This window comes from Nocardia sp. GP40, assembly GCF_050434125.1.
Classification (GTDB): Bacteria; Actinomycetota; Actinomycetes; order Mycobacteriales; family Mycobacteriaceae; genus Nocardia; species Nocardia albiluteola.
Genome location: NZ_JBNPVW010000008.1, coordinates 352,026 through 375,899 on the forward strand (window position 1 = coordinate 352,026; position 23,874 = coordinate 375,899).

General features: G+C 67.8%; 25 protein-coding genes and 1 pseudogene. 7 read left to right on the forward strand and 19 right to left on the reverse strand.

The features are described from left to right. Positions 1 to 45 precede the first annotated feature (45 nt). From ABH933_RS25170 to ABH933_RS25205, 8 genes and pseudogenes are all read right to left on the reverse strand, one after another. A complete protein-coding gene (locus ABH933_RS25170; protein ID WP_429421380.1) occupies positions 46 to 867 on the reverse strand; it encodes an SDR family oxidoreductase in 822 nt (273 codons plus the stop codon). A gap of 19 nt (positions 868 to 886) precedes the next feature. Beyond that, positions 887 to 2,443: a succinic semialdehyde dehydrogenase gene (locus tag ABH933_RS25175; protein WP_429420970.1), complete on the reverse strand. Its 1,557-nt coding sequence runs from the start codon at positions 2,441 to 2,443 to the stop codon at positions 887 to 889. 12 nt (positions 2,444 to 2,455) lie between these two features. Further along, entirely contained in the window at positions 2,456 to 3,847 is a 1,392-nt protein-coding gene (locus ABH933_RS25180) for a cytochrome P450 (protein ID WP_429421378.1), read from the reverse strand. 21 nt (positions 3,848 to 3,868) lie between these two features. Continuing rightward, positions 3,869 to 4,735: pseudogene (locus ABH933_RS25185) on the reverse strand (oxygenase MpaB family protein); the annotation flags it as partial. A gap of 274 nt (positions 4,736 to 5,009) precedes the next feature. Then, the gene (locus ABH933_RS25190; protein WP_429420968.1) at positions 5,010 to 5,702 is read right to left on the reverse strand and encodes a TetR/AcrR family transcriptional regulator; all 693 of its coding nucleotides are present in this window, start codon (positions 5,700 to 5,702) and stop codon (positions 5,010 to 5,012) included. A gap of 89 nt (positions 5,703 to 5,791) precedes the next feature. Further along, positions 5,792 to 6,286, reverse strand: a complete 495-nt coding sequence (locus ABH933_RS25195) for a redoxin domain-containing protein (protein WP_429420966.1) — start codon at positions 6,284 to 6,286, stop codon at positions 5,792 to 5,794. A gap of 16 nt (positions 6,287 to 6,302) precedes the next feature. Next, positions 6,303 to 6,863: an RNA polymerase sigma factor gene (locus ABH933_RS25200; RefSeq protein ID WP_308166583.1), complete on the reverse strand. Its 561-nt coding sequence runs from the start codon at positions 6,861 to 6,863 to the stop codon at positions 6,303 to 6,305. A gap of 156 nt (positions 6,864 to 7,019) precedes the next feature. Then, positions 7,020 to 8,417: an MFS transporter gene (locus ABH933_RS25205; protein ID WP_429420963.1), complete on the reverse strand. Its 1,398-nt coding sequence runs from the start codon at positions 8,415 to 8,417 to the stop codon at positions 7,020 to 7,022. Between the two features lie 142 nt (positions 8,418 to 8,559). Between ABH933_RS25205 and ABH933_RS25210 the strand changes: the two genes are divergently transcribed. Then, positions 8,560 to 8,997 carry a MarR family winged helix-turn-helix transcriptional regulator gene (locus ABH933_RS25210; protein ID WP_429420962.1) on the forward strand — a complete coding sequence of 146 codons (438 nt, stop codon included), beginning with the start codon at positions 8,560 to 8,562 and terminating at the stop codon, positions 8,995 to 8,997. A gap of 352 nt (positions 8,998 to 9,349) precedes the next feature. On the opposite strand, the gene ABH933_RS25215 is transcribed toward ABH933_RS25210, so the two are convergent. After that, the gene (locus ABH933_RS25215; protein WP_429420960.1) at positions 9,350 to 10,492 is read right to left on the reverse strand and encodes an acyl-CoA dehydrogenase family protein; all 1,143 of its coding nucleotides are present in this window, start codon (positions 10,490 to 10,492) and stop codon (positions 9,350 to 9,352) included. 96 nt (positions 10,493 to 10,588) lie between these two features. Between ABH933_RS25215 and ABH933_RS25220 the strand changes: the two genes are divergently transcribed. Further along, positions 10,589 to 11,173 (forward strand): TetR/AcrR family transcriptional regulator, encoded by a 585-nt coding sequence (locus tag ABH933_RS25220; RefSeq protein ID WP_429420958.1) that lies wholly within the window; start codon positions 10,589 to 10,591, stop codon positions 11,171 to 11,173. A 32-nt stretch (positions 11,174 to 11,205) separates the two neighbouring features. On the opposite strand, the gene ABH933_RS25225 is transcribed toward ABH933_RS25220, so the two are convergent. Together ABH933_RS25225 and ABH933_RS25230 are read right to left on the reverse strand one after the other, a co-directional pair. Then, on the reverse strand, positions 11,206 to 11,907 hold the full coding sequence (locus ABH933_RS25225) for a cyclase family protein (protein ID WP_429420956.1): 702 nt from the start codon (positions 11,905 to 11,907) through the stop codon (positions 11,206 to 11,208). Positions 11,908 to 12,082: 175 nt separating this feature from the next. Then, positions 12,083 to 13,159, reverse strand: a complete 1,077-nt coding sequence (locus ABH933_RS25230; RefSeq protein ID WP_429420954.1) for an alpha/beta hydrolase — start codon at positions 13,157 to 13,159, stop codon at positions 12,083 to 12,085. A gap of 263 nt (positions 13,160 to 13,422) precedes the next feature. On the opposite strand from ABH933_RS25230, the gene ABH933_RS25235 reads away from it, so the two are divergent. From ABH933_RS25235 to ABH933_RS25250, 4 genes are all read left to right on the forward strand, one after another. Continuing rightward, a complete protein-coding gene (locus ABH933_RS25235; RefSeq protein WP_429420952.1) occupies positions 13,423 to 14,874 on the forward strand; it encodes an amidase in 1,452 nt (483 codons plus the stop codon). Positions 14,875 to 14,960: 86 nt separating this feature from the next. Beyond that, positions 14,961 to 15,563 (forward strand): TetR/AcrR family transcriptional regulator, encoded by a 603-nt coding sequence (locus tag ABH933_RS25240; protein ID WP_215917425.1) that lies wholly within the window; start codon positions 14,961 to 14,963, stop codon positions 15,561 to 15,563. Between the two features lie 116 nt (positions 15,564 to 15,679). Continuing rightward, the gene (locus ABH933_RS25245) at positions 15,680 to 16,879 is read left to right on the forward strand and encodes a cytochrome P450 (RefSeq protein ID WP_429420950.1); all 1,200 of its coding nucleotides are present in this window, start codon (positions 15,680 to 15,682) and stop codon (positions 16,877 to 16,879) included. An 11-nt stretch (positions 16,880 to 16,890) separates the two neighbouring features. Next, complete coding sequence (locus ABH933_RS25250; RefSeq protein ID WP_429420948.1) at positions 16,891 to 17,088, forward strand: ferredoxin; 198 nt, start codon at positions 16,891 to 16,893, stop codon at positions 17,086 to 17,088. A 23-nt stretch (positions 17,089 to 17,111) separates the two neighbouring features. Here the strand turns inward: ABH933_RS25250 and ABH933_RS25255 are convergent, their stop codons facing one another. From ABH933_RS25255 to ABH933_RS25285, 7 genes are all read right to left on the reverse strand, one after another. Further along, on the reverse strand, positions 17,112 to 17,600 hold the full coding sequence (locus ABH933_RS25255; protein ID WP_429420946.1) for a MarR family winged helix-turn-helix transcriptional regulator: 489 nt from the start codon (positions 17,598 to 17,600) through the stop codon (positions 17,112 to 17,114). Between the two features lie 304 nt (positions 17,601 to 17,904). Further along, positions 17,905 to 18,810 carry a metallophosphoesterase family protein gene (locus ABH933_RS25260; RefSeq protein ID WP_429420944.1) on the reverse strand — a complete coding sequence of 302 codons (906 nt, stop codon included), beginning with the start codon at positions 18,808 to 18,810 and terminating at the stop codon, positions 17,905 to 17,907. 20 nt (positions 18,811 to 18,830) lie between these two features. Then, positions 18,831 to 19,328: a plastocyanin/azurin family copper-binding protein gene (locus ABH933_RS25265; protein WP_429420942.1), complete on the reverse strand. Its 498-nt coding sequence runs from the start codon at positions 19,326 to 19,328 to the stop codon at positions 18,831 to 18,833. 122 nt (positions 19,329 to 19,450) lie between these two features. After that, positions 19,451 to 20,149 carry a Rieske (2Fe-2S) protein gene (locus ABH933_RS25270; RefSeq protein WP_429420940.1) on the reverse strand — a complete coding sequence of 233 codons (699 nt, stop codon included), beginning with the start codon at positions 20,147 to 20,149 and terminating at the stop codon, positions 19,451 to 19,453. Continuing rightward, the gene (locus ABH933_RS25275; protein WP_429420939.1) at positions 20,146 to 20,706 is read right to left on the reverse strand and encodes an RNA polymerase sigma factor; all 561 of its coding nucleotides are present in this window, start codon (positions 20,704 to 20,706) and stop codon (positions 20,146 to 20,148) included. The genes ABH933_RS25270 and ABH933_RS25275 overlap by 4 nt, the downstream gene beginning before the upstream one ends. Before the next feature lie 200 nt (positions 20,707 to 20,906). Continuing rightward, a complete protein-coding gene (locus ABH933_RS25280) occupies positions 20,907 to 21,761 on the reverse strand; it encodes a hypothetical protein (protein ID WP_429420937.1) in 855 nt (284 codons plus the stop codon). Positions 21,762 to 22,065: 304 nt separating this feature from the next. Then, the gene (locus ABH933_RS25285) at positions 22,066 to 22,440 is read right to left on the reverse strand and encodes a cupin domain-containing protein (RefSeq protein ID WP_429420935.1); all 375 of its coding nucleotides are present in this window, start codon (positions 22,438 to 22,440) and stop codon (positions 22,066 to 22,068) included. Positions 22,441 to 22,524: 84 nt separating this feature from the next. Here ABH933_RS25285 and ABH933_RS25290 point away from each other — a divergent pair, with 84 nt between their 5' ends. Then, on the forward strand, positions 22,525 to 22,977 hold the full coding sequence (locus ABH933_RS25290) for a MarR family winged helix-turn-helix transcriptional regulator (protein ID WP_429420933.1): 453 nt from the start codon (positions 22,525 to 22,527) through the stop codon (positions 22,975 to 22,977). Between the two features lie 60 nt (positions 22,978 to 23,037). Here ABH933_RS25290 and ABH933_RS25295 read toward each other — a convergent pair whose 3' ends face one another. Next, positions 23,038 to 23,703 (reverse strand): VC0807 family protein, encoded by a 666-nt coding sequence (locus ABH933_RS25295; RefSeq protein ID WP_429420931.1) that lies wholly within the window; start codon positions 23,701 to 23,703, stop codon positions 23,038 to 23,040. Positions 23,704 to 23,874: the final 171 nt, after the last annotated feature.

Here is a 23,874-nt window from a genome sequence, read left to right on the forward strand (position 1 = left end):
TGCCACGCCGAGGACCGGTGCATTCATCGTGGTCGACAGTAACTTTCATGAGGTGGGGCGCTTGGCGATCCGGCGATCGTAGGCGGCGCGACCCTCGTCGGCGGTGAGAAAGACATGGTCCAGGCCCACTTGCCGGCTCATCCATCGAGCCAGCGACCGGGGCAGATGCAGCCAAAGCGCTGACGCCCCCGACAGCCGCCTGGGCACCACTGCGGATCGCTTGCCCTTACGCAGCACCTTGACCACGGTGTCCGCAATCCGCTGCGGCGGAACGGGATCCATCCCCCGGCCCGGTTGCAGCCCGTCGATCAGCTCGGTCGCGGCGAAGGACGGCAGGACGGTCGACACCCGCACGTCACTGTCACAGAGTTCGGCGTCGAGCGCTTCCCCGAATCCGACGACGCCGAACTTGGTGCCGCTGTACACGGCCATCCCGGCGGCGGGGATGCGGCCCGCCACCGAGGCGATGTTGACGATGCGCCCGCCACCGCGAGTCACCATGCCACGCGCGATAATTCGGGAGCACTCGACGACCCCGAGCAGATTGATCTCGACCGAGCGCCGGATCACCCGCGGGTCCTGTTCGAGCAGCGAACCCACCGGCATGATGCCGGCGTTGTTGACCCACACGTCGATCGGCCCGATCTGCTCCTCGACGACGGCTCGGAAGCCGGCGATCGAATACGGGTCGGTGACATCGAGATATCCGCCCAGTACACCGAGTTGCCCTGCGGTCGTGGCGAGTTCGTCGGCATCGATGTCCCCGATGGCGACCCTGGCACCCGCATCGCGCAACGCGGCCGCCGTCGCGCGGCCGATACCCCGGGCGCCGCCGGTGACTACGGCGACGCGCCCCGTCAGATCCATGCCCTTCACTTCAAGATTCCTATCGGATTCGCTGGGAGATTCGCAGGCGCAGTTCGGTGACTCGCCGCAGCGCGGTGAGCGCGAGCCCGCGCATGCGATCGGGATACGGGGTGGGAAAGCGTTGCACGGTGATGGTCTGCGGCTCGGTGTAACGCACGATCCCGTCGCGGCCGTGGCGCCGCCCGAGCCCGCTCTGCCGCATTCCGCCCATCGGGGCGTGCAGCGACGCGATCGCCGAGAGATACCCGTCGTTCACCATCACCGCGCCGGCGACGATCTGTGCCGCAATGGCCCTGCCGCGACCCAGATCTCGGGTCCACACGCTGGCCGACAGTCCATAGCTGCCCTCGTTGGCCAGGCGCACGGCCTCGTCGTCGGAGACCACCGGATACACCGAAACCACCGGTCCGAAGGTTTCCTCGCCGTGAACCGACATGGCGGGTGTGACGCCGGTGAGCACTGTCGGCTCGAAGAACAGCGGCCCGAGGTCGGGGCGGGCATTGCCGCCGGTCACGACCTTCGCCCCCTTCTCGACGGCGTCGACGATATGACGGCTGGTCGCGACGAGCTGGCGCTGCGAGGTCAGCGAGCCCATGTCGACCGCGAGGTCGTATTCCGCGCCGAGCCGAAGCTTCGCGACCTTATCGGCGAGTGCATCCAGAAAGCGCTGATACACACTGTGGTGCACATAGATTCGCTCGATGCCGATGCACATCTGGCCCGCGCTCGAGAAGCACGCCTGCACGGCCCCGGTGGCCGCGGCGTCGAGATCCGCGTCGGCACGCACGATCATCGGATTCTTGCCGCCGAGTTCCAGTGACACCCCGATCAATCGGTCCGCACACTGCCGTGCAATGGTTCGGCCGGTCTCGGTGGAACCGGTGAAGCACAGGTAGTCCACCGCGTCGACCACCGCCTGCCCGATGCGCCTGCCGGGTCCGGCCACCACCTGCCAGACGGCCTCGGGAATTCCCGCCCGGACCGCGAGATAGCGAGCCAGCAACAGGGTCCAGGGGGTCTGCGAATCGGCCTTGGACAGCACGGCATTACCGGCGATCAGCGCCGGAATCACGTCGCCGACAGCAAGAAACAGCGGGTAGTTCCACGGTGCGATCACCCCGACCAGCCCCTTGGGGCGGTACCCGACCGCCGCCCGGACCGGCCAGCCCAGGCTGCGCACCTTCCGCTCGGCCAGATAGCGGCGCGATGTGGCCCCGTAATGCTGAGCCACCGACACCACGCCCTGCACCTCGATCGCGGCGTGGATCCGGGCCTTTCCCGTCTCCCACTGCATCAGGTCGCACAGTTGATCGTGGTGGTCGAGCAGCAATCGGGCGTACCGCAGGACGATTCGCTCGCGCTCCCGGATCGGACGGGCCGCCCAGTCCCGCTGTGCGTTTCGACCGGCCTGCGCGGCGGTGTCGATCGCGGCGCCGTCCGATTGCGGTACCCACGGCAGCTCGGAACCGGTGAAAGGCGAGGCGGCGGAACGTGTTTCGGCGGACTTGGGCAGTTGATCGCGCAACTGCTCGATCAGCAGTCGATCGATCCGGGGCGGCAGACTCGATTCGGTCACGGCGGGCCCCACTCAGCCGAGCTTCTTCAGCCGGACCGGCAAACCGTCCTTCGGCACCGGCAGCGTGGAGTAGTCGAGCTTCCACCGGTACCCCTGCGGCACTGTCCAGTCGTGAGTGAGCAGCAGATTGTGCATGACAGTCTTGATCTCCAGCTGTCCGAAGTAGAGCCCGATGCACTTGTGCACGCCGCCGCCGAAGGGCATCCACGCGAACTTGTGCGATTTGTCCTCAGCACGTTCCGGAGCGAAGCGGTCCGGATCGAATCGGTAAGGGTCCGTCCACAATTCGGGGTCGTAGTGGGGGACGATGGCGCTGACGGCCACCCGCGTGCCCCGGGGGATGAAATGGCCGTCGATCTCGGTGTCCCGCACCGATTGCCGCAGCAGGCCCGGCACCGGGGCGTTCAGGCGCAGGGATTCCTTCATGATCGCGTCGAGCACCGTGAACTTCGGCAGTGTGTCGTAATCGATTTCGGCCGGCAGTTCCCGGGATTGTGCCCGCGCCCTGGTCTGCCACTCGGTGTTCCTTGCCAGGTAGTAGGCCATCGTCGTCATCGTGATGGTCGAGGTGTCGTGCGCGGCCATCAGCAGGAAGATCATGTGATCGACGACGTCCTCGTCGGTGAAGCGGTGGCCCTCGTCGGTGCTGATGTGGCACAGCGTGGAGAACAGGTCCGGGGTCCTGGTGGCGCGCTTGGCGGGCAGGTGCCGGTACATGAACTCCTCGAGCACCGTGCGGCCCGCGACGGCGCGCGACCACTTCGTGCCCGGCACGTCATAGCGCACCCACGCCAGGCCCGCGTCTACACAGTCGATGAACGCCTTGTTGATCCGATCGGCCTCCGCGGGCGAGAGCTGCAAACCCAGGAAGATCTCCAGTGCCACATCGAGAGTCAGCTTCTTCAGCTCGTGCAGCATCCGGACCCCGTCCCCGGTGGGGAAGGCGGCCACGCGTTCGCGAATCATCGGCTGCATCTGCCGCAGATAGTCCTTCAGATGCGCGGTGGTGAAGGCCTGCTGCAGCACCAGCCGGTGGTAGCGATGTTCCTCGAAGTCCATCAGCAGCAGGCCTCGCCGGAAGAACCTGCCGATCATGAATCCCCAGGCCGGTTCGGCGGCAAAGGATTTGTCCCGGTTCAGAGCGACGGTCTCACATCCCGAGGCGGTCAGCGGGGTGACCATCTTGCCCGTCGGGGCGATCATGAAACTGATGTCGCCGAAGGTGGCCCGCTGCTGCGCAACGAACTTCTGCGGATCCGTACGGTACAGCAGCAGATCCGGCACCGACAGCCGGCCGAGGCCGTGGACCGGTTTCAGGCCGCTACCGGCCGGGGGATCCGCGAGGGCGCGCGTGCGGACGTGCTTGGGCTTCGGTGCGGGCGGGGTTACCGCAGGCGGCGCGATCGCACGGTCGGAGTGCTTGCCGTTCAGTATCTTTCGCGGATCGACACCCTCCCGCTCCCAGGCCTCGGCGGCCCACGGGGTGTAGAGCTTATCCACCGGAAGCCGGTTGAGCAGCGGGTTGAGTGCGCGCATTGCCGCGGCGAAGCGCTGGAATCGCCGCTCCCGCTGCGCATCCCATTCCAGGTCGCACACCTCGCGCATCTGCTGCGGCAGTGTTCCGACGATCACGGTCCGGATGACGCCGTTCAGCGGCGCGGACAGCAGCCTCCACGCCGGTGCGGGCAAGCGCCGCAATCTCTTCGGCTGCGGCACGCCCTTGCGGATGTAGCCGGTCGCGTATCGGATGATCGGCGTCGGCACAAAGCGTTCCAGCATGGAGTCCCAGTACGCCAGAAACTCCTCATAGGTCTGCGGCTGGCTGCGGTCGCTGACCCCGTAGAGGCGGTACCAGATCTTCGACTCCTCGAAGATCTGCGCCTTCTCCGCGTAGGACAGCCGGCGAATGAACGTGTCCGTGGTGTAGATGGTTTGGTCGACGAAGGTGGCGTGCGCCCAGTAGTACAGCTCGGGATTCAGTGCGTGATAACGCGATCCGTCGCTGTCGATGGTCCCCTTGATGGGCTTGTGGAAGTCCCGGACGGTCCGCCCCCAGTAGAACGGATCTGCCGAATACAGCGTCTTGGCGATCGGCGGACCGGTGCGCCGGCCGCGCGCGAGGGTGTCCTCGAAGAACACCGAGTGGTCCTGGACGCCCTTGGCCAGCTGCTCGATGCAATTCTCGGTCCCGGCCAGCCGCTGCACACCCAGCAGCATCCGGACGTCGCCGAAATACTTCCAGGTCAGCGAGTCCGGGCCGAGCCGAGCCGGCGGTTCCTCCGCCAGTGGCATCGGCACCGCCTCCCGGATGCCGGCATCGAATCCCGTTGTCCCGGCATCCTTTCCAGCGCAGGGGACGGTCTCGTGCGGGGCGGGCACGGGAGTGTCATGCTTCGGCATGGGCTGCACCTCCGGTGAGGCAATGGGGCGGGCCGAGTCTTCCACGCCCGGACCATCGGTCTCAGATACCGATGGTCAATATCGTGCACCCAACCGGTCGTGGCGTCAAGAGTCGCACTGCGACCGCAGTTGACGCGGAGATATCCGATACCAGCGGTCGTGCGGGCTACATGGCCCGGACAAGCCCTGTCTTGCCGAAGTAGTTCGCCATCGGGGCATCGAAGTCGAGATGAACGCCGTTGGCGTGCGCCGCGGTCTGCACCAGCGCCCGGATGCTGTTGTCGACGTTGTCGATGACCTCGACCAGGGTCTTCTCGTCCTCATGCCCCCGGACCAGCCACCATTTACCAGCATGCAGAATGCTGCCGATCACCATGTACGCGGTCAGCTCCAGATCGGTGCCGGTGCCTCCGCAGCCCAGCAGGACTTGGCGTAGCACGGCGGCCAGATCCCGGGACGGCGCCGACACCCGGTCCAGATCGGCGCTGGGCTCCTCGGGCGTCTCCGAATACGTGACCATGACGAACTGAAAGATGTTCGGGTGGCCATCGGCCAGTTCGAGAAAGCGGCTGACACCCGATCGCAGGAACCCACCGAGCGTCGCACCCGCTTCGGTGGGCCCCACGGTGATGCGCTCGGCGACCATGTCGCGCACGCGATCCGCGATGGCCGCGGCCAATTCCGACTTGTCGGTGAAGAAGCGGTACAACGTCGCCTTCGGGATCTTCGCCTCGGCGGCGATCTCGCGCATGCTGACCTGCGGACCCAGCACATCGATCGCACGCATGGCGGAATCGACCAGCTTGCTGCGGACTTCCGCCCGGTGAGCTACCCACCGCTCCGTTCGACCGTCGGCCACGCGCACTCCCTCGTCCTCCGCATCGACCCACAACGACCGCACGGATAGGTGATGGATCAGCCTGCAATACCCGATACTAGCGGTCGACCTCATGTGCCCGCGGGCCCGCGCATGGCACGGATGGCGGCCTGGATCCCCTTCTTGTCGTAGCTGTTCACGGGCATGGTGGCGCCGTGGGCGTGCCGGACGATGCCGCCGGGGTCGACCAGGACCGAGCCGGACTGCTGCATGGAGCCGAAGAGCCTGCGAGTCAGTCCGACCGATTGATGAGGGGATTCCGCGGATCCGACGAGGACGGGAACCGTGATCCGGTGCGCGGTCTGCCATGCGCGGCCCGCGTCGTGGGCCTCGGGGATCGCGAGATACAGGCGGACGTCGTCGGCCTCGAACCCGCCACGCTGCGCGAGCAGGTCACGCACGTGCCGGTTGCAGATCGGGCACGAGGTCGAGCGCACGAAGAACAGCAGGGCGCCGTGCGTGCCGAGCTGATCGGACAGACGCCAGGTGTTCCCGGCGGTGTCCTCGAGTTGCATATCCGGCGCGGCGGATCCGGTGGTGAGCATGGCGATATGTCCCTTCGACACGAGGTGGTGTGGTGGCTCAGGCGCCGGCCGAGAGGGCGGCGTCGAGGGTGTGGCGGACGGCGCCGCGAGCGCGGTGCAGCTGGGATTTCATCGCCGCGGTGCTCAGACCGAGCGTCTCGGCCGTGGTGCGCCCCGGATAGCCGAGTACATCGCGCATGATCAGGACTCGGCGCTGCAGCTCGGGCAGCGCGGCGATCGCCCGGGTGAGCTGGTCGCTTTCCCACCTGTGCAGCACCTCGTCCTCGGCCGAGGCGACGAAATCCTCCCCCGCGCAGTCGATCCGGGGAATGTGATGCAGCGAATGCCGTGCGCGTCGCAGGCATTCGTTGCGGACGATGCGGAACATCCACGAGGCGATGGCCGTTGCCGTCCGCAGCGTCCCGATCTTGCGGTAGAGGGTGATCAACGCTTCCTGAGCGGCGTCCTCGGCATCCGCGGACGACGCGCACAGGTGATGCGCGAATCGCTGCACGTGTGGATGGGCGCCGTCCACGATGGCGGCGATCGCCTCGGGGTCCCCGCGCTGCGCGGCCTCGACGAGTTGCTCACCGGCCCAGCCTTTCTGCACTGCGATCACCGCCCCGCCGCGCTGTGTACAAGACCGGGCGACTGCCGTCCTGAAGTCTCGATTGGATAGTCACCACCATAAGAGCGTCTCGACCCCGAAAAGGATTCACCGGCACGCGACTCTGGGCACAGCTGCCCCGCGGTGAAACCGATTGAGCCGCAGCGACTACCAGCTTCCGTGGTGGTCGGGGACCAATAGCAGCAGGGGTAGTACCAGGATCAGCAGGATCGCGTAGGCCAGGAAGATGTCGGCCTGGACGGCACCGGCGTCGTGGCTGCGGGCCAGGATCGCGGTGGTGACCGAGATGGCGGTGATCGCGCCGCCCTGACGGAACATGCCGCGCAGGCCGGCGATCGACGCCGCGCGGTCGGGCGCGAGTTGCAGGCTCGCGTTGTTCGTGGCAGGCACGGTCATGCCCATGCCGACGCCGGTGACGCCGGCCGCGATCGACATCCAGACATAGGGGGACACACCGCCCGGCGTGGCATACATCGCCGCGAGACCCACCGCGGTGACGGTGAATCCGACCGCCATGGGCAATCGGTGCCCGGTGCGCCGCAGCGCGAGCACCGCCAGCGCGGCCACGCCGATCGAGCCGACCGCACGCGCGGTGAGCAGGGTGCCGGCGTGCAGTGACGAGATGCCGAACCGCTGTTCGGCATAGAGCGGGACCAGGGCGCCGAAACCGATCGCGGCGGCCCCGAAACACAGGTTGATCAGGTTCATCACGCCGAAGCCGCGCCCGCGCAGCAGCTCGATCGGGATGAACGGGTTGTCGCCGTGCTTGGCGTGCCGCACGAACGCCACCCCCGCGACGACCGCGATCGCCGCGCCGAGCAGGAAGACCGGGCTGTAAACCGGCACCTCCCCGCTGCCCAGGTAGGCGATCGCGAACATGCCCGACAGCACCATCGCGCCCAGCAGCGCGACCCCGCGCACGTCGATCCGCTCGGCCGAGCGTGGCGCCCCGGCGGGGAGGAAGACGACCGCCAGCACGATCAGCACGATCCCGATCGGCACGTTGACCAGGAAGATGCCGCGCCAGGACCAGTACGTGACGAAAAATCCGCCGAACATGGGCCCGATGATCCCGCCGATCGGCAGGATGCTGGTGAACATGCCGAGCGCGCGGTCCCGCCTGCGGCCGAAGTTGTCCGCGACAATCCCGGTCGCCGAGGGCATGAAGGCACCGCCGCCGACCGACTGGATCGCCCGCAGCGCCACCAGCAGCGCGATATTGTCGGCGAAACCGCAGGCCAGCGATGCCACCGTAAACAGAACGGCCGCACCGACGAACACCTTCTTGCGGCCGAACTGGTCGCTGATCCGCCCGGCGATCGGCATGATCAGCGCCTGCCCCAGCGCGTAGATGGTGATCGTCCACCCGGCCCAGTTCACCGGCGCGCGCAGGTCGTGCTGGAGGGCCGGCAGCGCCGTGGCCACGATGTTCGCATCCACCGAAGCCATCAGCAGGGCCATCGACACGATGCCGAAGACCAGGCCGCGGCGCGGAAGCGGGCGAGCGAGAACGGATTCCGAAGCGGTGATATCGAGCGACCCCATTGTTACCAAGTTAATTGCTTGCTGGCAGGCAATCAATACCCGGGTTTTCGGCGCCCGGGGGCTCCTGCGTCACAATGACCGGGGCGGTGGGCGGGGGTATGCACGAACACCGCCCCGGACCGAGACGACGAAGGTGGGAGCAGTGGACTCCGAGGACATGGCGCGACTTCGCGTGGTGATCATCCGGCTGGCCCGGCAGTTCAACGCGACCGCGACGGGCGAGGGACTGACGCCGACCCAGGCCTCGGTGCTCGGCCTGATCGCCCACCGCGGACCGCTCGGACTGGCCGAACTCGCCGAACTGGAGGGCCTCAACCCGACCATGGTGTCGCGGGTGGTCCGAAAGCTGGACGAGGACGGCCTGATTCGCCGGCTCCCCGACCCGACCGATCTGCGAGCGGCCCGCGTCGAGATCACCCCCGACGGCACCGCGGTGAACGAACACATCCGCACGCTGCGCACCCAGACGGTGTCCGAATGCGTCGAACACCTCCCCAAACAGACGGCCGAACAGCTGCTGCGGGCACTGCCGGCGATGGAGGCACTCGCCGAGGAGCTCAAAACCGCCCGCAGCCACTGACATTCGCGTCCGGGCGACCGATGCCCACCGTCGCGATGCCCGCCGGTTGCCCACAGGTACGGATGCCGCGATTGCCGTGCCGTACGGCGCCGCGTGCATCCGGCACAACAGGTAGCTGCCGACCGCGGCGATCGGAACTATCGCTGTTCTACAGCGCCCGCGGGCGCTGCTGCAGGCGCGGCTGCTGCACGACTACTGCCTGTGGTCGGCGGGCCGTCGCGAGGAGGCGGAAGCGATTCTGACACCGGCACTTTCAGTGTGCCAGGCCCAGGGTCTCCTCCGGATAGCAGCCGACACCGGGGAGCTGATCGCCGAATTCGCCTCGCTCACTCAGCATTCGGCGTAGGCGGCCTCACCGTGCCAGCGAACGAGCGATGACCAGTCGCTGAATCTGGTTGGTGCCCTCGAAGATCTGGGTGATCTTGGCCTCGCGCATATAGCGCTCGACCCGGAAATCGCGGGTGTATCCGTAGCCGCCGAACACCTGGACCGCATCGGTGGTCACCCGCATCGCGGCATCGGTGGCGACGAGCTTGGCCACGCTGGCCTGCCGTGAGTACTCCAGCCCCGCATCGCGGCGACGCGCGGCATCCACGTAGGTCGCGCGCGCCGAGTCGACCGCCGCCGCCATGTCCGCGAGCAGGAATCCCAGGCCCTGGTGTTCGACGATCGGCTTGCCGAACGCCGTGCGCTCCTTCGCGTAGGCCACGGCCTCGTCCAGGGCCGCCTGCGCGAGACCGGTCGCGACCGCGGCGATGCCGAGGCGCCCGGAATCCAGTGCGCTCAGGGCGATGTGCAGGCCCTGGCCCTCCGCGCCGATCCGGCGCTCACTCGGTAGGAACGCGTCGTCGTAGTGGGCGGTCGTGGTCGGGATCGCGGCCAGCCCCATCTTCCGCTCGGGCTTGCCGAAGCTCAGCCCCTCGGTGTCCTTCGGCACGAGGAAGCACGAAATGCCGCGCGTCCCTTCGCCGGTGCGCGCGAACAGATTGTAGAAATCGGCCCGCCCCCCGTGCGTGATCCACGCCTTGGTGCCGTTGATCCGGTAGCCGTCCTCGACCGGGGTCGCCGCGCAGGCGACCGCGGCGGCGTCGGACCCGGCCTGCGCCTCGGACAGGCTGTAGGCGCCGATCTGGCTGCCGCCCAACATGTCCGGCAGCCACCGCCGCTTCTGTTCCTCGGTGCCGAATGCCAGCAGCGGATGACACGAGAGGCTGTGCACGCTCACCGCGACGGCCACCGCAGCCCACCGCGCGGCGATCTCCTCGAGCACCTGCAGGTACACCTCGTACGGCTGACCGCCGCCGCCCCACTGCTCCGGATACGGCAGGCTCAGCAGCCCCGCCGCGCCCAGCGTGGCGAACACACCCTCGGGGTAGGTCTCCGCACGCTCGTGCTCGTCGGCCACCGGACCCGCGAGCACCTTGTCGGCGATCTCGCGGGTGAGCTGGATCAGGTCGTGCGCCTCGTCACTGGGCAGCAGGCGTTCGACGGCCACGCGTCACCTCGACTACTAGTAAGAGTACTGAATTACCTTGCAGAGTACTGTCAGGCCGATAGTACTGCAAGGGGTACTTCAGTACTATGCGATGGCATGGACCAGCCCGCCCGCGCCGGCTTCACCACCCGCCGACGCACCGAACTCTTCGACGCCCTGGTAGCGCTGTTTCTCACCGAGGGGTTCGCGCAGCTGACCCTCGACGAGATCGCCGCCCGGCTGCACTGCTCCAAGTCCACGCTCTACACCCTCGCCGGCAGTAAGGAACAGCTGGTCCGCGCGGCGACCGTGCACTTCTTCCGCGGCGCGACCGAGGATGTCGAGGCCGCCATCACACTGGTCACCGGCGCCCGGGAGCGCGTGGCCGCCTACCTCTCTGCGGTCGGGGCCGCGCTGTCCCCCGCCTCCGACCGGTTCATGTTCGACCTGCACGCGTTCGCCCCCGCCCGCGAGATCTACGAGCGGAACACCCGCATCGCGGCCGAACGCGTGCAGGAACTCATCCACGAGGGCGTCGAGGCCGGCGAATTCCGCGACGTCCACGCCGCGTTCACCGCGGACCTGGCCACCGCGATGATGGTTCGTATCCAGCGCGGGACCGTACGCACCCACACGGGTCTGGACGACGCCGACGCCTACCGGGAACTCGCGGCCATCCTCACGGCGGGAATCAGTGCCTAGCGCCACCGAGTCGAAGACACGCATGCCCCGAGTCAGGTGATGGCATAGATCGATGCCGGTGAGCCCGAACCATTTTCGGTGATGAATCCGCCTACGACCACGGTGAAATCCCGGGCGGGCAGCTCGCCGAGATTCGCCAGGATTTCCAGGCTCAGGCGGTGCTCGCGGTAGAGCATTTTCGAGACGGCGAATGTCTCGTCCAGCCCGACGTCGGGGCTGAAGGCGTCGGTGCCCAGGGCGCCGCGGCGGCCCAGGACACCGCGGTCGAGCAACCATCGCACCGATTCGGGCGAGAAGCCCGGGTGATGCGGCGTTCCATGGTCGTCCGCATTGACGAAATCGTCTGTGCCCCAGTACTTGTCCCAGCCGGTGTGCAGCAGCACCGCGGCTTGTGCGGGCAGCGGCCCGTGGCGATCCTGCCAGTCCCGCAGGTCTCGCACGGTCACCGCGTAATCGGGGTCGCGGGCCGCATCGTGCGCGATGTCGATCCGCACGCCGGGAAGGATGAAGTCCGCGCCGTCAAGTTCATCGGCCGCGGCCTCCCCGGCGTTGAAGTGTGCGGGGGCTCCCCAATGGGTGCCGGTGTGTTCTCCGACCTCGACGGCCTGCAGATAGAAGCCGTGCTCATCGAGTGTGCACACGGTCTCGACGGACGGGCGCGGATCGCCGGGAAATACCGAGACCCGGTGCGCCGAGAGCGGGTGCGACAGGATGCGCACCGACGAGAATGTCATGCCTGGCCAACCTCCCCTGTGAGTCCTGTGCACAAATGTAGGCGTGGCAGCGCTCACACGGACGGCAGTGACCGCCATGCCGCACCCGCCGCCAGGGTCGGCACGGGCACATTGATCAGGAACACCGAACGCCAGCCGAACCCGAAAGCGACTCGGGCGGGCTGGAGCTGTTCATTCAGTTGCCGGTGTCGAGTGCGTGGGCGATCAACGGCCAGGAACGAGCCAGCTCCTCGGCCCAGTACGGCCAGGAGTGGGTGCCGGTGGAGCGCAGGTGCACCGTCGCCGGGATGCCCAGTCGCTCGAGCCGATGGCCCAGGGCCGCGGCGCAGGCATAGGCGCCGGCCTCCAGGGGGCCACCGATTGTGATGTCGTCGGGTAGGTTGGCCTGTCCCGGCACGTCGTGCTCGCCGGGGATCCCGCTGCCCGCGGACAGGTAGACCGCGGTGCCCCGCAGCGCGGCGGCATGGGTCATGACGTCGTGGGCGAGCCAGTCGGGGTCGCCGGGCTTGCCGAACATGTTGTCGGGGTTGCCGTGGTAAGTCTCCACGATCGCGCGGGCCTGATCTTGACCGGGGCCGGGGGCGACGCTGTAGCACCCGCTGTGCGCGGCGACCGCCCGATACCGGCCCGGGTTACGGACCGCGAGCATCATCGTGGCCTCGCCGCCCATCGACACCCCCTCGATGGCGTCGCGGCCGTTGCCCTCGAAACGGGCATCGATCAGCGGCGGTAACTCGCGCGTGAGGAAGGTCTCCCATTTGTTGGTGCCCAGCACCGGATCGCGGCGTTGCCAGTCGGTGTACAGGTTGGCGGGCCCGCCCGTGGTCAGCACGACGTTGACGTTCTTGTCGGCGAAGAACTGCACAACATGCCCGTGTTCGGTCCAGCTGCTCTCGTTCTCCGGGGCGCCACGCCCGTCGAGCATGTACAGCGTCGGCCGCGGGCGATCGCGGTGCGCGGGCAGCAGCACCTGGACCTGCACCACCCGCTTCATGGACGGCGAGGCCACGAACACCCGCAGCCATCGATCGGTGATCGGCTCGATTTTCGTGATGACCGGCCGCGCGGTCAGGCCGGCGCCATTGTCGGCGGGAGCCTGATACCCGTTCGAGCTCAAATCCGGTCCGGAGGTCGGCGGCGCCGCCGCGGACACCCCCGCCACCAGCATCAACGCCCCTGCCACCGCGGCAATCTCGCCGACGACCCGCCATGCCGGCCCGTGCCGTGCCGACTTGTCGGCCCCATCTTGCATGCCTCACAGTGAAATCGATGAGTGGCGCGTTCTTCACGCATGGGAAGGAACATGTTCCAGATCGGCGCGGCAGACGTGGGCGCCATCACCATCGCGGCCCATTGACAGAAAAGCGTCGGCGTGGCTCGTTCCACATCCGAATTATGCTGCGCCATAACAGCTTTCGGTTCAATACGCCCGCATGTACACTCGCAACCCGGCGAGTCCTCATCAGCGATTCGACCACCCACCCGGCATCCCCGCCCGGAATCCAAGGAGCCCCTATGCCCGGACCGGAATTTGCGACCCTGCGCGATCAGGTGGCCGCGCTGCGCGCCAAGACCATCTCGGCCACCGAACTGCTCGAGCTGAGCATCGCGCGGATCGAGAAATACGACGACAAGGTCAACGCCGTGGTGGTGCGCGACTTCGACCGCGCCCGCGCGGCCGCGCACCTGGCCGACGCGGCGCTGGCGCGGGGCGAGGACGCGCCGTTGCTCGGCGTTCCGGTGGCGGTGAAGGAATCGTTCAACGTGGCCGGGCTGCCCACCACGTGGGGGATTCCCGACGCGGAGGGGTGGCAGCCCGCCGAGGATGCGGCGCTGGTGGCGCGGGTCAAGGCCGCCGGCGGAGTCGTCGTCGGCAAGACCAATGTGCCGCTGACCCTGCGCGATTGGCAGTCCTACAACGACATCTACGGCACCACCCGCAATCCCTGGGACCTGACCCGCTCCCCGGGCGGCTCCTCCGGAGGTTCGTCCGCCGCACTCGCGGCGGGATACGTCTCGCTCGCGCTCGGCTCCGACGTCGGCGGATCGCTGCGGATACCGGCCCACTTCTGCGGCATCTTCGCCCACAAACCGTCGCGGACCCTGCTGCCGGGCCGCGGAAACACGCCACCACGCACGCCCACGCTGCCCGCCCCGCAGGACCTCCCGGTGGTCGGCCCCATGACGCGCAGCGCCGCCGATCTGACGATGGCGACCCTGCTGCTCGCCGGGCCGGACGACGTCGAGGCGGTCGCCTACCGGCTGGCGCTGCGTCCACCACGCGGCAACAAGCTCGGCGACTTCCGGATCCTGATCATCGATAGTCATCCGCTGATGCCGACCTCGGCGGTGATCCGCGACGGCATCGACCGGGTCGCGCGCGGACTGGAAACCGCGGGCGCCAAGGTAGCCCGGCATAGCGAGCTGCTACCGGACCTCACGCTGACGGCGAAAACCTATCTGACACTTCTGATGTCGCAATACGGCGCGGACTCGACCCCCGCCGATCGAGCGCGCTGGGCGGCCACCGAGTTTTCGTCGGACCTCGACACCCTGGATGCGGTCACCACCCGCGCGTTCGTCGCCAGCCACGCGGACTGGATCAGGGCGGACCGGGTCCGCATCGGACTGGCCGACGAATGGCGACGACTGTTCGGCGAATTCGACGTGGTTCTGTGCCCGATCACGCCGACACCGGCGTTCCCCCACGACCATTCGGACTTGGCGACTCGCACGATCGAGATCGACGGCGTCGCACACCCGTACAGGCATCACCTGGTCTGGCCGAGCATCGCGACCCTGCTCGGGCTGCCCGCGACCGCCGCACCGATCGGGCGCTCTCCCGAGGGCCTGCCCTTCGGCATGCAGATCATCGGCCCCTACCTCGAGGACCACACCACGCTGCGGTTCGCGGAGCTGATCGAGCAGGAGTTCGGCGGATTCACCCCGCCGCCCGGTTTCGAATGATCCGTCGGCGGCCTCGCCTCGCCATCGGGCGGGGCCGCACGCCGGTATGGGGCGGGGCCAGTGCACCGGCGGCTACGCTGCAACGCGTGGCTGAAACCTCACCGCGCGTACGCAATCCCTGGGGTCAGGGCGAGCGGTTGCGAGCGGAGATTCTGCGCGCCGCCGCGCGGCTGCTGTCCGAGCTGGACGGCGAGCAGGGCCTGACGATCCGCGGGGTGGCCCGGGCCGCGGGCATCTCCCCCGCCAGCATCTATCAGCATTTCAGCGACAAATCCGCGCTGGTACAGGGCCTCATCGCCCATATCTACGCGCAGCTGGCCGCTGCGATGGCCGAGGCCGACGCGCAGTATCCGCCCGAGGCGATCCTGGATCGGGTCCGGGCGCGAATGAAGGCGTACTGCCTTTTCGCACTGGAGAATCCGGGCCACTACCGGCTCATCATCAAGCTCCGTCCCACTCCGTCCCGGCCCACGGGCCCGCTGGCGGACATCGTGCGGAGCATCATCGATCTGCTGGAACGCGGTGAACGAGAGGGGATCCGGATGCGGGTACCACCGAGCCGGGCCGCGGTGATCGTATTCGTCGGCGTGCACGGACGAGTCGCCTTGCAGCACACCAGCGGCGGCGAGGACCAGGACGAGCAGATCATGGCGTTCGTGGACGAGCTCGTCTCCCTGGTCGTCGACTGACCGGTCCGGCCCGCCAGGGATCGTGCACGCGTCACGAATCATTGCTCAACAGAACCGGATTGACTATTCTGACCAATGTTAGTAAACATTCGTTTGGTAACTTTTGGGGGTCCCCGATGACCGAATCCCTACCCACCTTCCCCATGTCCCGGGCCGCGAAGTGCCCGTTCGATCCGCCCCCGCCGCTGCGCGAACGCGACCGGGTCGACCGGGTGCGGATCTGGAACGGCGACACGCCCTGGCTGGTCACCGGCTACGAGGAACAGCGGGCCGTGCTGGCCGACCCGCGATTCAGCGCCGACGCGCTCACGCCGGGATATCCGCTCCAGTCCGCCTCGATCGCCCAGCGGCGCCGCAGCTTTCGCTCGTTCATCGCGATGGACGATCCCGAGCACGCCCGGCTGCGCATGATGCTCACCCGGAATTTCATGGTCAAGCGGATCACCGCGATGCGCCCGCGGGTGCAGCAGATCGTCGACGGACTGATCGACGACATGCTCGCCGGGCCCAGGCCGACCGACCTCGTCACCGCATTCGCGCTGCCCGTGCCCTCGCTGGTGATCTGCGAACTGCTCGGCGTGCCGTACGCCGACCACGAATTCTTCCAGTCGTGCAGCCGCAAGCTCATCGACACCACCACCCCCGTCGAGGAGGCGATCGAGGCCACCGATCAACTGCGCTCGTACCTGTCGGATCTCGTTGCGGCCAAACGGCAGTCGCCGACCGACGACATGATGGGCCACCTGGTCTCCGAGCAGCTCGCGGCCGGCGAGCTGACCGCCGCCGAGGTCGCGGACATGTCGCTGCTGATGCTGGTCGCCGGGCACGAGACGACCGCGAACATGATCGGGCTGGGCACCCTGGCGCTGCTCCAGCACCCGGATCAGCTCGCGGAGCTGCGCGAGACCGACGACCCGGCGCTGATCACCAACGCGGTCGAGGAACTGCTGCGGTATCTCACCATCGTGCACACCGGCCGGCGCCGGGTAGCCACCGAAGATGTCGAGGTCGGTGGGCACACGATCCGGGCTGGCGAGGGCATCATCCTGGCCAACGACGCCGGAAACCGCGACGCCACCGCGTTTCCGGATCCGGACCGCCTCGACATCCACCGCCGGGCTCGCCATCATGTGGCCTTCGGGTACGGCGTGCATCAGTGCCTCGGCCAGCCGCTGGCTCGGATGGAACTGCACGTCGTCTACGGCACGCTGTACCGGCGGATACCCGAACTGGCGCTGGCGATTCCGTTCGAAGACGTGTCGTTCAAACACGAGATGGTCGTGTACGGCGTCCACTCGCTCCCCGTCACCTGGTAAGGAGCTCGGCCATGAAAGTTGTTGTGGATCAGCACAAATGCATCGGATCCGGGCAGTGCGTCATGCTCGCTCCGGACATCTTCGACCAGCGGGACGAGGACGGAATCGTACTGCTGCTACAGGCCGAACCGCCTGTCGCACTCCATGATTCCGTGCGCGAGGCCGCCCGGGTGTGCCCGGCGCTGGCCATCGAGTTGGACGAGAAGTAGCCCCTCGACGCTCCCGGGCCGCGCTAGACCTGGTATCCCTCGGCCTCGAGAGCGGTGGGCAACTCCCCGCCGGCCGCGGTGAACGCGGTCAAGGCATGCACCAGCCCGTGGCGGTCGGCCTCGGGCATCTTCGCGACCACGGCGGCGATCTCCTCGCGGCGGCGGGCAGTGACCGCGTCGACGATCTCGCGGCCGCGCGCGGTCAGCTCGAGGATCAATTCGCGGCGGGAATTCGGGTTGGGCCGGCGGTCGATCAGCTCGGCGGCCACCAGGCGGTCGACCATCCGGGTCGCGGTAGAGGGCTGCACATTCAGGATCGCGGCCAGCGCGGCGACCTTGACCGGGCCGCGGGAGGACAGGATCATCATCGTCCGGAACTGGGCGATGGTGATCGACTCGTCGACCTGGGCCAGCGAGCGCGCCGACAGCGCCACCAGCAGCCGCGAGGCCGTCAGCAGGGCATCGGTGATCTCGTCGGCGGATTCGACCGCCACCCCGCCGCTATGTTGCATAGCAAAACCCTTCGTCGCCGATACCGGGTACCACCATCCTGCCTGTTCGCGGCGGGCGGCATCGCACCCGGCTGGCCGCCCGCTCCGAATCCGCACCTCGATCCGGCAGTGCAAACAACAACTATTGCGTGATGCTAGCGTACGGTCGCATCGCCACCCGGCCTCCAGACTCGCTCGGGCATGCGGATGCCGGTCCAGCCCCCTCGTGCCTGTCCTTCTCAGCCCAGGACGTTGCGGTACGCTACGGCCGTAACCCCCTCCGCGGTTTGCGGGTTCCCGGGTGATGGACCGGCGGCGGGAAGGGTCAGGCCAGGCGCTCGTCCTTGATCGCCAGGGCATGCTGCCCCCGCTGGAACGTCACCTCCCGAATCCCCAGGGCCGCATGCAGTTTCCCGGACGGGAGCGTCACCGGTTTGGGCGCGGGTCCGGCGCCGGGATTCGGCAGCGGATAGGCCGTGGTGGTGCCGCTGTAGAAGGTGATGTTGCCGTCGGTCTTGGTGAACAGTTGGTGCACATGGCCGTTGAGGCACGTGACCGAGGAGAACCGGCGCAGATAGCTCAGCACCTGCGCGGCATCGTCGGTGCCCCAGCCCCATTGCGGATACATGGCGAACAGCGGGATGTGGCTGAATACCACGATCGGCGTGTCCGAGGACAGGCCGGCCACATCCTTGCGGACGAAATCCAGCTGGTCCGGGCCCAAATGCCCGAGGTTCCGCAGATTCAGCGTGTTCACCAGGCCGATCAGATGGACTCCGGCGATATCGAAGCTGTACCAGCCGTCGCCGCGAGTACCCCGGCCGAAGACCGAGCGATACTTCTGCCCGGCGTCGTCGGTCGAATCGTGTTCTCCCGGAACGGTGAACACGTGCGGAGTGTGCAGGCCGTTCAGCATCTGATACACCTGATCGAACTGCGCGGGCGTGGCCAGATGGGTGAGATCGCCGGTGTGGATGACGAAATCGGGCTGGTAGCCCAGCGCATTGACCTGCCCGATCGCCTCGGTGAAGGTGGCGGCGACATCCGCGTTGGCCGTGCCCTGGAAACCGATGTGGCTGTCGCTGATCTGGGCGAAGCGCAGGTCCGGGCGCGGGGCCGCGATCGCCTCCGGCGCACCGGCAACCTGGGAGACGACCTCGCCGCCGACCACGGCCAGGCCCACCGCCGCACCGAACCAGGCCGAATGCCTGATCAATTGGCGCCGTGTCATCGTCTGGGGATCCTTCTCGTTCACGGCGTCACCACCACGGTGCCGTGCATGAACGGATGAATCGTGCACACGTAGTCGACGCTGCCCGCATGGGTGAAGGTGAAGGAATAGGTTGCGCCCGTGCCCATTCCGGGCGAGTGGAAGCTGCCGTTCTGCGCACTGACGGTATGCGGCTCCTCGTCGCGATTGGTCCAGGTGACCGTCGTACCCACCTTTACCGACAAAGTGGCGGGCGCGAAGGCGAAGTTCTGGATCGCCACCGCGGTACCCCTGACGGGCGCGGAAGCCGTTGTCGCGGTGGGCATTCCCGGCATACTCGGCATGCCCGAGGCCGGAAGCAGGGGCGCGGCACTGCCGTTCGGCACGAAGCCCGGTGTCGCCGTGCCCGGCGGGAAGGCCAGTGTGGATTCCGCGGCGGGGCCGGTGGCACTCGATCCGCAGGCGCCCAGGGCCGCCACCAGCGCGATCGCGCCGAGGCCGGCCACCAGGACCCGCCGGTTGTTCGCGAATTGTCTCATCCGAGTTCTCCATCGTGGGACGAAGACACCCGCACCGCTGCGGGCACCGGTCGACGGTGAGCGTCCGCCTCGTCGCGAAACGCTGTCACTAGGAGATACGGGCCCGGGTTACACGGGGCGACTCAGGCCGGTTCCGCGGGCACGAAAACCTCTATCGTGCCGTTGATTTCACGTATCTCCAGCCGCGGCAGCGGCGCGGGGGCGATGGGGAGCTGATGCGTGCGCACCGCGCCGTCGATACCGAAGGAGGTGGAGTGACAGGGGCACCGCAGGCGGTCGGCCGGACCGTCCAGCCACAGCTTGCACCCCTGATGGGTACAGATGCCCGAGAGCGCATAGGGGATTCCGTTGCGGCGGTGCACGAATCCGCTGACGGTGCCTGCATCGAAGGCGACGGTGGCGCCCTCGGGCACGTCCTCGGCGGCGGCGACCGGCCGCCACGCCCCGTTCCTGGGTACCAGCGTCTGCTGCGCCTGCGACGGGGTCGCGGGCCCGTGCCCCCCGGACGTCAGGGCATGGTCGACGACGCCGCCGACGGTGGCCGCCGCGGCCGCGATCGAACCGCCGATCAGCACCTGCCGGCGCCGCGGAGGTGGCGTGGAAGTCTCAGGGGGACGGGAGGATTCGCCGAACTCACCGGCCAGCCGCTGCCGCAGTCCGGCCAGGAACTCCTCGCTCGGGGCATCCGCGCCGAACCGGGCCGCACGCAGGGCGATCGCCACCCGCATCTGCTCGGCCTCTTCCTCGCCGGGCGTGAAGCCGCGCGGACGGCGCCCGGACAGCAGATCCTCCACGTATCGCCGGATGTCTCGACCGGTCACCGTGCACCTCCCGCACTCTCCTGCGCCGCCATATGCAGGGCCCGATGCTGCAGCACCTTCGCGTTGGCGACGCTCACACCCAGTTCGTCCGCCGAATCGCGGACCGAAAGTCCCTGCAGGAAGCGTAATTCCAGGATGCGCCGATAGCGCTCGGGCAGCCCGTCCAGCAGCGCGCGGGCCCGGACCGCGGCCCGCACACCCTCCTGCTCCGCTGGTTCGGGCGGCGGCTCCGGCGCGAAATCGGGGTCTATCGTGGTGATTTCGCGGCCCATCCGGGTCCGCCAGTACTCCGCCAGCACCGTCCGCGCGGTCGCGCGCAGATACGCCCGCACCTCGGGCACGCTGGCCTGCACCCGCAGCGGCCGCAGCGCCGCGGTGAACACCTCCGCGGTGAGATCCTCGGCATCCGGGCGGTTGCCGACCTTGCCCACCATCAACGCGTACACCCAGGTCGCGTTGTCGCGGTAGATCGACTCCCAGTCCCGGTAGGTCTCACCAGCCACCAAGCGCAGCTCCCGGGCCCGCGGATCCTCGCCGGATTCCGGCCGTCCGGCCATCTGCCGCCGCCTTCCGCATCCACCTCCAGCGCATGACCACGCCTAACAGTAGATAGCGAGAGGGGTTACAGGTGGCGGTTTCAGTGACCTCATCGGGCGAGCCCGGCGGTCCGGCCTCGGGTACCGCGATGGGCGGGCCCCCTTCCAGGAGCCCGCCCATCGTTGTCACCGCAACTGGTTACGGCGTCACCACAGCGGCATCAGTGCTTCGGAGCGGGAGCCGGCGGAAACTGCGGGTTCGTGCAGAACCCACCCGGGGTGGTGCACGGCGAGTTGATGGTGCTGAAGTATTGGTACGCCGACCACAGCATCATCGGGCCCCCGACCAGGATGGTGCCGAGTAGCGCGCCGGCGCTGCCCACAGTGGCGACACCCGCGACGCAACCGATAATCGCACCCGGCAGACCCGCCAGCAGCGCTGAAACCGCGGCCGAGATGGCGCCGACAGCGACGGCGCCGGCGATACAGCCGACCGTCACGCCGATCAGTGCGCCGACGACGGCGCCGACCAGGCTGGAGATCGTCGCGCGGCTACCGAACGCCGAAAGCTCCTGCTGGTCACGCGGGCTGAAGGATTCGTCGACGGCCTTCGCGTCGAGGTCCTTCGGCTTGACCTGCGACACCGGCCTCAGGTGGGCAAGCGCATCCGCCGAGATCGGCTGAGCCACTGGAGTGCCGCCCGTGGTCTGCGGAGTCAGACGCACCGCATGGGCGGAGATGTCCGCGTTGATCGGGAATTGGGTGTTGTCCTTGCGGTACACCAGGGGAACGGAGTCCACGACCTGCCCCTTGGCATCGGCGATCGTCAGGCTGTCACCCTGGCGCGCGAAGGTGCCGTCGGCCGCCTTCAGGACCGCCGAACCAGCGGCACGGTCGAGCTCATAGTGCACGCCATTGACGACGACAGTCTGAGACGCCGGAATATTCTTGAAGAACGGGGCCGGGGCGGCCGGCGTCGCCGGTGCGGGCGGTGCGGGCGGTGCGGCATATGCGGGCGCGGAGGCGATGCCGACGGCGGCGACCGCCAGCACTGCACACGCGGTAAATTTCCTCATCAGGTACGACCTAGAACCTTTCGTTGACCCACGGTGCCACCGCACAGACGGCACGGCGGCACCGATTGTTGCCGATTCATTCGGCCGCACAAATATTTCAGAACAGTGAAATTTGAATAATGATTCGTGTCCGAAAGTTTAACATTTCCCAACAATGGGGACGAGATTTCATTGATTGCATCGCGCATTTCTTTCATTGAAACACCGAGATTATTCAAAGAAATAGAAAGATGGTCCCAAGGGGTTTCAATGAAAGAAATATTCGCACGGATGCGCCGGCGGGGCGCACCGCCGCCGGACGGACTCAGCTCACCCAGCGCGGTGTGATGCGGGTGCCGTCCGGGAGCTCACCCCAGAACCCGACCGGCACGGTCACCAGGACTCCCGCGCGCCCCGCACCCGGGTTGTCCACACGGATCACCGCTCCGGCGGGCGCGATGGCGGCATCCCCCGCACCCAGCGAATTCGCCACACCGTCGATCGTCATCACCACCTCACCCTCGAGCAGGACGAACACCTCCTCGCGCAGCACGCGGTGCGGCTGCCCCTGCGACTCCGGATCGATATCCAGCCGCCACACGCACAGCTCGGCACTGCCGGTGCCGGGGCGGGCGTAGGAGGTGAATCGGGCGTTGTGCATCTGATGGACCTCGGCCTCGGCGGCACGAATGACGGGCATCGAAACTCTCCTTCAATTGGTCAATCTACTTGACCATAATAGTCAAGCTTGTTGACCAATCTGTCAAGTGCCAAGATTCACCCCATGCCCGCCTACCCGCTCGCCCCGGACCTGCCACTGCTGCTCCTGGCGGCCGCCGCAGAGGTCACCGACGCCGCCAACGCCGGCGTGCATGCGGCCGGTTTCACCGATCTGCGCCCAGCGCACGGTTTCGCCTTCGTGCGGATGGCCCCCGACGGCGCCACGGTCGGCGAGATCGCCGAACACCTCGCCGTCACCAAGCAGGCCGCCAGCCAGCTGGTCGAGGAACTGGTGAAAAAGGGCTACGCACAACGTAATCCGCATCCGCACGACGCGCGCGCCCGGCTGATCACCCTCACCGAGCGCGGCTGGGCCGCGACCCGCGCTTCCGACGCCGCGCTGGCCGCGTTCGCGGAACGCTGGACCGCAGCGCTCGGCCCGGAAACCGTTACCGCGCTGCGCAACGCCCTGGCCCATGTCGTCACCCCGGGGAGGGTTCGCCCCGCCGCGTGGTGAATACCCGAGTGAGCACCCGAGCAGGGCCGGACCATGCGGCCCGGCCCCGGAATGCGGCAATCACTGATTCGTGAGCAGCCCACTGATGTTCATCCGCTTGCGATTTCGCATGCTCCAGACGAACACGACCCCCAGCACCGCGTACTCCACCGGATTCGTCAGCGCGACCGCCACCGAGACCGGCAGCGTGAAGATCACCAGGAAACGCAGCACCGCCACCAGCGCGAAGGCCGTGGTCCACACCAGCGTCGAAATCATGAACACGCGGCGCACATGGGCATTGTTGCGCCACAACGCATCCCAGCTGTGCGCGGAATCCGGCCCGGGCGCGTGCAGGCGCCGCGAGATGCCGAACATCGCCGGTCGCCCGAACACGCAGCTGGCCAGCAGCAGCGCGCTGATAACGACATCGATGATCGGATCCTTGGCCAGCATCATGCGCGCACTGCCGCTCAGCAGCGCCAGCCCCAGCCCGAGGGCGTTGACCGCGAAGACGAATGCGGACAGGCCGTCGAACCGGCGGCGCAGCACGGCGGGCACGATCACCCACAGCGCCGAGACCACCGTCGACCACAGCAACCCGGCGAAGCTGCTGAACCCGATCCCGACGAGCACGTAGTAAATCGCCACCGGCAGTGCGACATTGGCCGCCATGGGCGCCGCCGACCGCAATCGGGCGGTGCGCGGCACCACCGGAATTGCTGCGGCGCCTGCGATTTCGGACATCGGATGCTCCCCTGAACGCTGAAGTAGGTATGCCGTGAACGCTATTTCCGTCGAGCTCGCGCGGCGTCGGCGCGAAGATGGAATCGCCGATCTCCACCCGGGGGTCCAGACACCCGATCTCCACCTCGGGACTTCCATCGCCGGTTGGTTCCACGCCCTCGCGCGCGGCAT

Excerpts from the sequence above, each read along its gene's own strand:
- ABH933_RS25170 (WP_429421380.1), bottom strand. The coding sequence starts at position 867 with ATGGATCTGACGGGGCGCGTCGCCGTAGTCACCGGCGGCGCCCGGGGT.
- ABH933_RS25205 (WP_429420963.1), bottom strand. The coding sequence starts at position 8,417 with ATGGGGTCGCTCGATATCACCGCTTCGGAATCCGTTCTCGCTCGCCCG.
- ABH933_RS25220 (WP_429420958.1), top strand. The coding sequence starts at position 10,589 with ATGGACCAGCCCGCCCGCGCCGGCTTCACCACCCGCCGACGCACCGAA.
- ABH933_RS25225 (WP_429420956.1), bottom strand. The coding sequence starts at position 11,907 with ATGACATTCTCGTCGGTGCGCATCCTGTCGCACCCGCTCTCGGCGCAC.
- ABH933_RS25230 (WP_429420954.1), bottom strand. The coding sequence starts at position 13,159 with ATGCAAGATGGGGCCGACAAGTCGGCACGGCACGGGCCGGCATGGCGG.
- ABH933_RS25235 (WP_429420952.1), top strand. The coding sequence starts at position 13,423 with ATGCCCGGACCGGAATTTGCGACCCTGCGCGATCAGGTGGCCGCGCTG.
- ABH933_RS25245 (WP_429420950.1), top strand. The coding sequence starts at position 15,680 with ATGACCGAATCCCTACCCACCTTCCCCATGTCCCGGGCCGCGAAGTGC.
- ABH933_RS25250 (WP_429420948.1), top strand. The coding sequence starts at position 16,891 with ATGAAAGTTGTTGTGGATCAGCACAAATGCATCGGATCCGGGCAGTGC.
- ABH933_RS25255 (WP_429420946.1), bottom strand. The coding sequence starts at position 17,600 with ATGCAACATAGCGGCGGGGTGGCGGTCGAATCCGCCGACGAGATCACC.
- ABH933_RS25260 (WP_429420944.1), bottom strand. The coding sequence starts at position 18,810 with ATGACACGGCGCCAATTGATCAGGCATTCGGCCTGGTTCGGTGCGGCG.
- ABH933_RS25265 (WP_429420942.1), bottom strand. The coding sequence starts at position 19,328 with ATGAGACAATTCGCGAACAACCGGCGGGTCCTGGTGGCCGGCCTCGGC.
- ABH933_RS25275 (WP_429420939.1), bottom strand. The coding sequence starts at position 20,706 with ATGGCCGGACGGCCGGAATCCGGCGAGGATCCGCGGGCCCGGGAGCTG.
- ABH933_RS25280 (WP_429420937.1), bottom strand. The coding sequence starts at position 21,761 with ATGAGGAAATTTACCGCGTGTGCAGTGCTGGCGGTCGCCGCCGTCGGC.
- ABH933_RS25285 (WP_429420935.1), bottom strand. The coding sequence starts at position 22,440 with ATGCCCGTCATTCGTGCCGCCGAGGCCGAGGTCCATCAGATGCACAAC.
- ABH933_RS25290 (WP_429420933.1), top strand. The coding sequence starts at position 22,525 with ATGCCCGCCTACCCGCTCGCCCCGGACCTGCCACTGCTGCTCCTGGCG.
- ABH933_RS25295 (WP_429420931.1), bottom strand. The coding sequence starts at position 23,703 with ATGTCCGAAATCGCAGGCGCCGCAGCAATTCCGGTGGTGCCGCGCACC.